Origin of the sequence: Actinotalea sp. JY-7885 (assembly GCF_014525465.1) — a bacterium.
Taxonomy (GTDB): Bacteria; Actinomycetota; Actinomycetes; order Actinomycetales; family Cellulomonadaceae; genus Actinotalea.
Map to the genome: position 1 here is coordinate 1 of NZ_JACEXH010000130.1, position 9,647 is coordinate 9,647.

Sequence of the window (9,647 nt, forward strand, 5' to 3'; positions counted from 1 at the left end):
GCCCTTCGCGCGGCCGGTCGGGCCCGCCGACCCCACCCGGCCCGCGCGGGAGGTGACCGCGTGACCGCCGTCGTGCACGCCGGCGTCACGCCGCCGCCCTCGGCGGTCGGGCCCGACGCACCCGTCAAGGCTCCCCCGTGGGACCCGGCGCCCCGGTGGTCGCGGCACCACGGGCTCCTGGCCGTCCAGCTCGGGCCCACCGAGGTGCTGCGCTACGTCGACGGCGCGGGCAGCCCCGCGTTCGACGCGCCGCGCCCCCACCTGCACCCGCTCCGGACCCGGTCCGGCGTCGTCGTCAGCGACGCCGCGCCGCGCGACCACACCTGGCACGTCGGGCTCTCCGTCGGCGTGCAGGACGTCGACGGCACCAACCTCTGGGGCGGGCGCACCTACCTGCCCGACGCCGGCTACACGTGGCGCCACGACCACGGTCGCGTCGTGCACCGCGCGTGGGAGCGACGCGAGCCCGGTGCCGTGCGCGAGGCGCTCGCCTGGCTCCGCCCCGACGGCACGCCCCTGCTGCACGAGGAGCGCACGCTCCGCTGGGACGCGGTGGACGACGCGACGTGGCGCCTGGAGCTCGGCGTGACCCTCCGCGTCCCGGCGGGCACCGCCGGGCGGTCGCCGGTCGTGCTGGGCAGCCCCGGCACGCACGGGCGCGAGCGCGCCGGCTACGGCGGGGTCTTCCTGCGCGTCGCGCCGTGCCGCGACGTCGAGGTCTCCACGCCGCTCGGGTCCGGCGAGGAGGCCGTGCACGGCACCCGCCCGGCCGACGGCGCGCACTGGCTCGCGTGGCGCGCCGACGTGGGCGGCCGGCCCGTCACCATCGCCGTCGCACCGGGCGACGAGATCACGGCGCAGGACCCCTGGTTCGTGCGCGTCACGTCGTACCCGGGCATCGGCTCGGCGCTCGCCTGGGACACCCCGCTGCAGGTTGCGGAAGGATCTCCCGTGCGCCGGACGTTCACCTGGGTGTTCGCCGACGGGCGCCTGCCCGACGACGTCGTCGCCGCAGCCCTCGCGCCGGAGTACCGGAAGGACCAGTCATGACCACCGAGACCGCCGCACCGCTCGCCGAGGCGACGCTCCTGCTGCGCCCCGACGACGACGTCGCCGTCGCGACCCGTGACCTGCAGTCCGGCACGGTGCTCCGGTGCCCGGACGGGACCGCGCTCGAGGTGACGCAGAGCGTCCCGCGGGGGCACAAGCTCGCCGTCCGGCCCGTCGCCACGGGCGACGCGGTGCACAAGTACGGCCAGTCCATCGGGCGCGCCCGGGTCGACATCGCCCCCGGCGACCACGTCCACACGCACAACCTGGCCATGGCGGACGTCGACCAGGACTACGAGTTCGGCACGGCCCGCGTCGTCCCGCAGCCGCTCGCCGGTCCGCGCCCGACGTTCCAGGGCTACCGGCGCGCCGACGGTCGCGTCGGGACGCGCAACTACATCGCGATCCTCACCTCCGTGAACTGCTCGGCGAGCTCCGCGAAGCTCATCGCGGACCAGTTCCGCGGCCCGGTGCTCGACGCGTTCCCGAACGTCGACGGCGTCGTTGCGCTGACGCACACCTCCGGGTGCGGCATGGTGCCGACGTCGGAGGGCGGGCAGATGCTGCTGCGCACGCTGCGCGGCTACGCGACGCACGCCAACGTCGCGGGCCTGCTGGTGCTCGGGCTCGGCTGCGAGATGCTGCAGGTGGACCAGGTGCTCGGCGGCGTCGACATCCCGTCCGACACCCTGGTGCAGCAGCTGATCATCCAGGAGTCCGGCGGCATCCGGAAGACCGTGCGCGCGGGCGTCGAGGCGATCACCGCGATGCTGCCGCAGCTCGACGCGCGCCGGCGCGAGGAGTGCGACGTCAGCGAGCTGGTGCTCGGGTTGAACTGCGGCGGGTCCGACGGGTACTCGGGCATCACCGCCAACCCCGCCCTGGGCTGGGCGTCCGACCGGCTCGTGGCGTGGGGCGCGCGCTCCGTGCTGGCCGAGACGCCCGAGGTCTTCGGCGCCGAGCACCTGCTCACGCGGCGTGCGGTCTCGCCCGAGGTCGGCCGGCGGCTGCTGGACCGGATCGACTGGTGGCGGCGCTACGCCGAGGAGGGCGGCGGGTCGCTCGACAACAACCCGTCCCCCGGCAACAAGGCCGGCGGCCTGACGACGATCCTCGAGAAGTCCCTGGGCGCCGTCGCGAAGGGCGGGACGGCCGAGCTCGCCGCCGTCTACGAGTACGCGGAGCCGATCTCGGTGCCGGGCTTCGGATTCATGGACACGCCGGGCTACGACCCGGTGTCGGTGACCGGGCTCGTGGCGGGCGGGTCGAACGTCGTGGTCTTCACGACGGGCCGCGGCTCGGTGCTGGGCTGCAAGCCGTCGCCGTCGATCAAGGTGGCCACGAACACGCAGATGTACCTGCGGATGGCCGAGGACATGGACCTCAACGCCGGGCGCATCGTCGACGGCACCGCCACGCTCGAGCAGGTGGGCCAGGAGATCCTGGACATGATCCTGCGCGTCGCGTCCGGCGAGCAGACGGTCAGCGAGCAGCTGGACCTCGGGCAGGACGAGTTCATCCCCTGGCAGCTCGGCACCGTCACCTGACGACGTCGGTCCGGCCGAGGGGTGCCGCACTCCACCCCTTGGCCGGGCGGGGCCGCTGCGGGACGCTGGTGGGGCAGCGGCAGTCGGCAGCGGGCGTCGGGGGGACGAATGCTCAGCAGGGTGACGGCGGCGGAGCTCCGGGCAGGTGGCGGCCGGACCGCACGCTTCGAGGGCGAGCCGTACGGCTCGGGGGTCTCGTTCTTCCTGGTCGACGTCGACCCCGGCCAGGGCCCGCCGCTGCACCGGCACCCGTACACCGAGACCTGGGTGGTCCACGAGGGCGAGGCGACCGTCACCGCCGACGGGCAGGAGCACCACGCGAGCGGCGGCGACATCCTCGTCGTCGGCGCCGGCACGGCCCACAAGTTTTTGGCGACCGGCACGGGCGCGCTGCGCATGACGTGCATCCACGCCGCACCCCGCATGCAGCAGGAGAACCTGGAGTAGCCGCCGGCGCCCCGTCGGCGGCGCCGAGCACGTCCGTCCCTGGTGAGCACGTCCGTTCCCGGTGAGCACGTCCGCTGTGACGGACGCACTCGCGTGGAACGGACGTGCTCAACGGGCTGTCGGCGCGGGCCGACGTCGCCCGCCCGGACCCCGGCGGGTCAGGTGCGGGGGGCGGGCTTCGGGTAGGCGAGCTTCGGGAGCTCGTAGGCCAGGTCGACGGCCGTCTCGACGGCCTCGTCCACCGTGAGGCGGTGCTCGGCGACCAGGCGGCCGAGGTAGCCGGCGTCGATCCGGCGCGCGAGGTCGTGCCGCGCGGGGATCGAGAAGAACGCGCGCGTGTCGTCGACGAAGCCCGTGGTGTTGTAGAACCCGGCCGAGTCCGTGACCGCCTCGCGGTAGCGGCGCATGCCGTCGGGGGTGTCGAGGAACCACCACGGCGCGCCGAGCTTCATCGCGGGGTAGACGCCGGCCATCGGCGCCAGCTCGCGTGCGAACACCGTCTCGTCGACCGTGAACACGATCAGCCGCAGGCCGGGGTGGTGGCCGAACGACTCGAGCAGGGGGCGCAGGGAGCGCGTGTACTCGGCGGCGACCGGGATGTCGTAGCCGACGTCGGGTCCCCGCTCGGCGAAGACGTGGCTGTCGTGGTTGCGCAGCACGCCGGGGTGGATCTGCATGACCAGGCCGTCCTCGGCGGACATGCGCGCCATCTCGTGCAGCATGTGGCCGCTGAACGCCTGGGCGTCGGCCGCCGAGACCTCGCCGCGCAGCGCGGCGTCGAAGATCCGGCCGGCCTCGGCGGGCGTCAGCGGCGTCGTGTCGGCGAGCAGGTGGCCGTGGTCGGTCGCCCGCGCACCGGCGGCGATGAAGGCCGCGCGGCGCTGCTCGAGGGCGCGGACGTAGTCGGCGTAGGAGCCGACGTCGATCCCCGAGCGCTCGGCCAGCAGCGCGATGTCGTCGCGCCACTCGGGCCGGTCGACGTGCAGGAGGGCGTCCGGGCGGAACGTGGGCACGATGCGCTCGCCCCAGCCGCGGCCGGCGAGGTCCGCGTGGTCCGCGAGCGTCGCGGTCGCCGGGTCCGTCGTGGCGACGATCTCGAGGTTGAAGCGGTCGGCGAGCGCGAGCGGCCGGAAGGCGTCGGTGCTCAGCTGCGCCTGGACCTCGTCGTACAGCGTGTCGGCCGTCTGCGCCGACGGCGGCGCGCTGACGCCGAAGATCTCGACCAGCACGTGCTCCATCCAGTAGCGGGTGGGCGTGCCGCGGAAGAGCTTCCAGTTCGTGCAGAAGGTCCGCCAGATCTCGCGCGGGTCGGTCTCGACGGGCTTGCCGTCGCGCCGCGGGACGCCGAGGGAGTCGTGCGGCACCCCCTGCGAGACCAGCATCCGCACGAGGTAGTGGTCCGGGACGACGAAGACCTCGGCGGGGTTGCCGAAGGGCTCGTCGGCGGCGAGGACGCCCGCGTCGACGTGACCGTGCATCGAGACGATCGGCAGGTCGCGGGTGGCCGCGTAGACCGCGCGGGCCGCGTCGCGGCTGCTCGGCTCCGCCGGGAGCGCGCGGTCCGGGTGCAGCGCCCAGCCCTGCGTCGTGGTGCCGGGGGGCGACGTGGTGCCAACGTGCTGAGCGGTCATCGGGCGACCTCCTGTGAGACGGCGTGAAACAATGGTGCTCCGCGCGTCATCCTTGCGCGTGACGTGCACGGACGCCAAGTGCGTGGCCACAAGTTGTCGCGCCCCACACGGGGCCCAGCGCGCCTTGCGCGGCGCGGATGAACCGTGCTCTGATTCTGATTCATCGTGTTTCACGCGAGAGGGGAACGCCCATGGCGACGCTGCGCGACGTCGCACGAGCGGCCGGGGTCTCCCCCGCGACCGCGTCCCGCGCCCTGGCGAACCCCTCGAGCGTGTCCCCCGACCGGCGCGAGCGCGTGCAGGCCGCCGCCGCCGAGCTCGGCTACCGGGCCGGGCGCGACGAGCCGACGGGCCAGCGCCGGCTCGGGCTCATCGTCCCCGACATGCAGAACCCGTTCTTCTCGGGGATCGCGAAGGGCGTCCAGCACCGCGCGCGCGCCGCCGGCCTGGTCGTCGTCGTCGCGGACGCCGACGAGGACCCGCGCCTCGAGACGGAGCTCGTGCACCGGATGACGTCCGAGGTGGACGGCATCGTGCTGTGCTCGCCGCGCATGCCGGACCAGGCGCTCGCGGCGCTCCCCCAGCACCCGCGGATCGTGCTGGTGAACCGCGAGTCCGAGCACCTGCGTTCCGTCGTGATCGACAACGAGGACGGCATCCGCCAGGCCGTCGCGCACCTGCACGCGCTGGGCCACCGCCGGATCGCCTACGCCGGCGGCCAGTGGGGCTCCTGGTCGGACCGCGAGCGGCGGCGCGGGCTCGAGCTCGCCGCCCACGCGACCGACGACGTCGAGCTGGTGCAGCTGGGCCACTTCCCGACCGTCTTCGCGGGCGGCGTCGCGGCCGCCGACCTCGTGGCCGCGAGCGGCGCGACGGCCGTGATCGCGCACAACGACCTCATCGCGCTCGGCATCCTCGACCGGCTCCGCGCCCGGGGCACCGACGTTCCCGGCCGCGTCTCGGTCGTCGGCTTCGACGACATCCCGGCCGCCACGCACGTCTCACCCACGCTCACGACCGTCGCCGTGCCGCTCCGCCTGCTCGGCCGGGCCGCCGTCGACCTGCTGCTGGACGAGGTCGACCACGGCGCGACCGGCACCGTGGACCTCGGCGAGGACCTCGACGAGGGCGAGCCCCGTACCCAGCGCATGTCCGTCTCGCTGGTCGTGCGCGCCTCCACCGGGCCGGTTCGCCCGGACGGCGCATGACCGCGACACCACCCACCACCACCCCAGGGGGACCCATGACCCACCGCCTCTCGAAGGCCACCCTCGCGTCCGTCGCCGGACGCCCCGACGTCCGGGGCCCGGCCGTGGACCCGGGTGCGGCCACCGTCGGCGTCGTGCACCTGGGCGTCGGCGCCTTCCACCGCGCGCACCAGGCCGTCTTCACCGAGGACGCGGCCGCCGCGGCCGGGGAGGACCGCTGGGGCATCTTCGGCGTGACGCCGCGCAGCCGCCGCGTCGCCGACCAGCTGGTACCCCAGGACGGCCTGTACTCGGTGCTCACCAAGGGCGCCGACTCGACGTCGATGCGGGTCATCGGCTCGATGCGCGACGTCGCCCACCTGGGCAGCCGCACGCCCGACGTCCTGGCCGCGATCGCTGCGCCGACGACGCACGTCGTCTCCTCGACCGTCTCGGAGAAGGGGTACCACCGCGCGCCCGACGGGCGCCTCGACCTCGGCGACGACGCCGTCGCGGCCGACCTCGCCACGCTGCGGGCCGAGCTCACCGGCGGCTGGTCCGACGACGCGGCGCACACACCCGTCGGCGCGATCGCGCGCGGGCTCGCGCGGCGGGCGGAGCACGGGACGCCGCTCAGCGTCCTGTGCTGCGACAACATGGTCGACAACGGGCACGTGCTGCGCGGCCTGGTGACGGACCTGCTCGAGGCGGCCGGCGCCGACGTCGTGCGGGCGTGGGCGCAGGACGCGGTGCGGTACCCGCTGACGATGGTCGACCGGATCACGCCCGCGACGACGGACGCCCACCGCGCCGAGGCGACGCGCCTGCTCGGCCTGCGCGACGAGGGCCTCGTGGTCGCCGAGCCGTTCAGCCAGTGGGTTATCGAGGACTCGTTCGCCGGGCCGCGACCGCGCTGGGAGCTCGCGGGGGCGATCCTCGCCCCCGACGTCCGGCCCTACGAGCGGGCCAAGCTCCGCATGCTCAACGGCACCCACTCGGCGGTGGCCTACCTCGGCGCGCTGCGCGGGCACCGGCTCATCGACGAGGCGCTCGGGGACCCCGAGGTGGCGGGCCTCGCGCGCCGGCTCCTGGACGAGGACGTCATGCCGACGCTCGAGCAGCCGCAGGGCGTGGACCTCGCGGAGTACCGGGACTCGATCCTGTCGCGCTTCGCGAACCCGTCGACCGGGTACACCACGCTCCAGGTCGCGGGCGACGGCTCGCAGAAGCTGCCCATGCGCATCCTCGGCACCGTGGCGGACCGGCTCGCCGCGGGCGTGGTCCCCGAGGCGGCCGTGCGCACGCTGGCGGCGTGGATGGTCTTCGTCGCGCGCGGCCGTGACGTCGCCGGCCGGGAGCTGCCGCTCGACGACCCGCTCGCCGACCAGCTGCGCGAGGCGGCGTCGGGCGACGACGCCGGCCTGGCCGACCGCATGCTCGCCCTGCGCGCGGTGTTCCCCGAGGCACTCGCCGAGGACGACCGCCTCCGCACGGCGCTGCGCACGGAGGTCGCGAGCGTCCAGCGCCTGCTGACCTGACCCGACACCGCTCGTCCCTCCGCCGCGGAGCCCCGTGCCCTCGGCGAAGCCCCTGCCCCGAGCGCGGAGCGTCGTGCCATCCGCGGAGCCCCGTGCCCACCAGCGGAGCGTCGTGCCATGAGCGCGGAGCGTCGTGCCATCCGCGGAGCCCCGTACCCACCAGCGGAGCGTCGTGCCATGAGCGCGGAGCGTTGTGCCCCGACACGCCGGCGGGTCGCGGCACGACGCTCCGCACTAGCTCGCGCCCGCCCGTCTCCTGCGCACCGAACCGCCCTCGAGCCGCTGAGGACGCCGGGGAGCCTGGGGCCACCGCGACGGCGCGGAACCACGCCCGTGGCGGAGCGCCGTGTCGAGTGCGGAGCGACGTGCCGTCCGGCGGAGCGTCGTGCCACGAGTGTGGAGCGTGGCGCCGGGACACGCCGGCGTGTCATGGCACGGCGCTCCACGCTCGGAGAGGGAAGAGCACCACCTCCACGCTCGGAGAGGGGAGAGCACCACCTCCACGCTCGGAGAGGGGAGAGCACGACTCCCGCGGTCGGGGGCTCGTCCAGCAGCGCCGGACGTTGCGCTGCTTGACCTCCGTGCGCCGTGCGCCCTACGGTTGGGAAAGCGCATTCCCCACACAGCCGACGGCGTCGTCGGGGCGGGGTGCGCGCCACGACTCCCGCCTCCGAGGCGGCACCGAACCACACACGGAGGCATCCCATGGCCAGCCCGGTCCTGCGCATCGCGATGAACGGCGTCACCGGTCGGATGGGGTACCGCCAGCACCTCGTGCGCTCGATCCTGCCCATCCGCGACGCGGGCGGCGTCGAGCTCGCCGACGGCACGCGCGTGCAGGTCGAGCCGATCCTCGTCGGCCGCAACGAGGCGAAGATCCGCGAGATCGCCGAGCAGCACGGCATCGAGCACTGGACGACCGACGCGGAGGCCGCGATCGCCGACCCCGGCATCGACATCTACTTCGACGCGCAGGTCACCTCCCGCCGCGCCGCCGCCCTGACCGCGGCGATGAAGGCCGGCAAGCACATCTACACCGAGAAGCCGACGGCGGAGACGCTCCAGGAGGCCGTCGAGCTCGCCCGGACGGCGCGCGAGGCGGGCATCACGGCCGGCGTCGTGCACGACAAGCTCTACCTGCCGGGCCTCGTGAAGCTGCGCCGCCTCGTCGACGAGGGCTTCTTCGGCCGCATCCTGTCGCTGCGCGGCGAGTTCGGGTACTGGGTCTTCGAGGGCGACGTCCAGCCGGCCCAGCGCCCGTCGTGGAACTACCGGGCCGAGGACGGCGGCGGCATGACCGTCGACATGTTCTGCCACTGGAACTACGTCCTCGAGGGCATCCTCGGCGACGTCAAGGCCGTCACGGCACGCACCGCCACGCACATCCCGACGCGCTGGGACGAGCAGGGCCGCGAGTACGCCGCCACCGCCGACGACGCCGCCTACGGCATCTTCGAGGTCGAGACGCCCGCCGGTGACCCCGTGGTCGCCCAGATCAACTCCTCGTGGGCCGTGCGCGTCTACCGCGACGAGCTGGTCGAGTTCCAGGTCGACGGCACGCACGGCTCGGCGGTCGCCGGGCTGCGCAAGTGCGTCGCCCAGCAGCGCGCCCACACGCCCAAGCCCGTGTGGAACCCGGACCTGCCCGTCACCGAGCCCTTCCGCGACCAGTGGCTCGAGGTCCCCGCCAACGGCGACCTCGACAACGGCTTCAAGCTCCAGTGGGAGGAGTTCCTGCGCGACGTCGTCGCCGGGCGCGAGCACCGCTACGGCCTGCTGTCCGCGGCACGCGGCGTGCAGCTCGCGGAGCTCGGCCTGCGCTCCTCGGCCGAGGGTCGCCGCCTCGAGATCCCGGCGATCGAGCTGTGACCAGCCCGGCGCACGCGGCCGACGGCGACCTCGCCCGCCTCTCGCTCAACACGGCCACGACCAAGGCGCTCACGCTCGCCGAGGCCGTCGACGCCGCGGTCCGCGCGGGCCTGCCCGCGGTGGGCCTGTGGCGCGACCGCGTGCAGGAGGCCGGTCTGGAGCGGGCCGCGCGCCTGGTGGCCGACGCCGGCCTGCGCGTCTCGTCGCTGTGCCGGGGCGGGTTCCTCACCGCGGCCGACGACGCCGGCATCGCGGCCGCGCTCGAGGACAACCGCCGCGCCGTCGTGGAGGCGGCGACCCTGGGCACGCGCGAGCTGGTCTTCGTCGTCGGCGGTCTCCCGGCGTCCCCGGGTGCCGGGCTGCCCGCCTCGCCCCACC

At 74.8% G+C, this 9,647-nt stretch carries 8 protein-coding genes; 7 read left to right on the plus strand and 1 reads right to left on the minus strand.

Annotated elements, in window-relative coordinates:
- Positions 1–60: 60 nt before the first annotated feature.
- The 3 genes from IDM29_RS11955 to IDM29_RS11965 all read left to right on the plus strand — a co-directional run bounded on the left by IDM29_RS11955 (position 61) and on the right by IDM29_RS11965 (position 3,044).
- Entirely contained in the window at positions 61–1,050 is a 990-nt protein-coding gene (locus IDM29_RS11955; protein ID WP_182112203.1) for a PmoA family protein, read from the plus strand.
- Positions 1,047–2,597 (plus strand): UxaA family hydrolase, encoded by a 1,551-nt coding sequence (locus tag IDM29_RS11960; RefSeq protein WP_182112204.1) that lies wholly within the window; start codon positions 1,047–1,049, stop codon positions 2,595–2,597. The genes IDM29_RS11955 and IDM29_RS11960 overlap by 4 nt, the downstream gene beginning before the upstream one ends.
- 108 nt (positions 2,598–2,705) lie before the next feature.
- Positions 2,706–3,044, plus strand: coding sequence for a cupin domain-containing protein (locus tag IDM29_RS11965; RefSeq protein ID WP_182112205.1), 339 nt, complete (start codon positions 2,706–2,708; stop codon positions 3,042–3,044).
- A 158-nt stretch (positions 3,045–3,202) separates the two neighbouring features.
- On the opposite strand, the gene uxaC is transcribed toward IDM29_RS11965, so the two are convergent.
- Positions 3,203–4,675 carry a glucuronate isomerase gene (uxaC, locus tag IDM29_RS11970; protein WP_182112206.1) on the minus strand — a complete coding sequence of 491 codons (1,473 nt, stop codon included), beginning with the start codon at positions 4,673–4,675 and terminating at the stop codon, positions 3,203–3,205.
- 191 nt (positions 4,676–4,866) lie between these two features.
- On the opposite strand from uxaC, the gene IDM29_RS11975 reads away from it, so the two are divergent.
- From IDM29_RS11975 to IDM29_RS11990, 4 genes are all read left to right on the plus strand, one after another.
- Entirely contained in the window at positions 4,867–5,883 is a 1,017-nt protein-coding gene (locus IDM29_RS11975) for a LacI family DNA-binding transcriptional regulator (protein WP_182112207.1), read from the plus strand.
- A gap of 35 nt (positions 5,884–5,918) precedes the next feature.
- A complete protein-coding gene (locus IDM29_RS11980) occupies positions 5,919–7,400 on the plus strand; it encodes a mannitol dehydrogenase family protein (RefSeq protein ID WP_182112208.1) in 1,482 nt (493 codons plus the stop codon).
- A 705-nt stretch (positions 7,401–8,105) separates the two neighbouring features.
- Positions 8,106–9,269, plus strand: a complete 1,164-nt coding sequence (locus tag IDM29_RS11985) for a Gfo/Idh/MocA family protein (protein ID WP_182112209.1) — start codon at positions 8,106–8,108, stop codon at positions 9,267–9,269.
- The coding region (locus tag IDM29_RS11990; protein ID WP_375372408.1) for a sugar phosphate isomerase/epimerase family protein at positions 9,266–9,647 on the plus strand (382 nt) is incomplete at its 3' end. The genes IDM29_RS11985 and IDM29_RS11990, both read left to right, overlap by 4 nt.